Here is an 893-nt window from a genome sequence, read left to right on the forward strand (position 1 = left end):
GCGCCGTCCGTGACCATCAACACGATCGCGGGTGACGACATTCTCAATGCGGCCGAAGCGAAGAGCGATCTGACCGTGTCCGGCACCAGCACCGCCGAAGCGGGCCAGACGGTCACCGTGTCGCTGAACGGTAAAGACTACACCGCAACCGTCAGCGCGGACGGCAGCTGGACGCTGAACGTTCCGGCGGCGGATGTTGCGGCGCTCGGCGACGGCAGCGTGACCGTGACCGCGTCCGTGAGCGACAAAGCGGGTAACCCTGCTTCCGTTGACCATAACCTGACGGTAGATATCACCGTGCCAGCGGTCACCATCAACACCGTGGCGGGCGACGACGTGATTAACATCGCGGAGCACGCTCAGGCGCAGATTATCAGCGGTTCCGCCACCGGGGCGGCAGCGGGCGATAAGGTCACCGTCACCCTCGGCGGCCAGACGTACACCACCGTGCTGGACGCGGCGGGCAACTGGAGCGTGGGCGTACCGGCGAGCGTGATTTCCGCGCTGCAGGACGGCACCGTGACCGTCACGGCGTCAGTCACCGATGCCGCAGGCAATACCGGCACCGGCAGCCATAACGTGACCGTCGATACCGGCCTGCCGTCGGTCGGCTTCAACACCCTCAGCGGCGACAACGTGCTGAACGCGGTGGAGAAAGGCCATGACCTGAGCGTCAGCGGCACCAGCGCCAACCTGGCAGAAGGCACCGTGGTCACCGTGACCCTGAACGGCAAGCAGTACACCGCCACCACGGCGGCGGACGGCAGCTGGAGCCTGACCGTTCCGGCGGCAGATCTGGCGGGTCTCGGTCAGGCCAACTACACCCTGAGCGCGACGGCGACCAACGGCGTGGGCAACAGCGTCAGCAACACCGCGAACCTGCTGGTGGATAC

General features: G+C 66.3%; 1 protein-coding gene. It reads left to right on the forward strand.

Annotation, left to right across the window (positions count from 1 at the left end; translation table 11 throughout):
- On the forward strand, nucleotides 1-893 hold an 893-nt coding region (locus tag L977_RS07850; protein ID WP_047625541.1), incomplete at both ends, for an Ig-like domain-containing protein.

The sequence above is a fragment of the Enterobacter sp. ZOR0014 genome (assembly GCF_000798855.1).
Classification (GTDB): Bacteria; Pseudomonadota; Gammaproteobacteria; order Enterobacterales; family Enterobacteriaceae; genus Enterobacter; species Enterobacter kobei.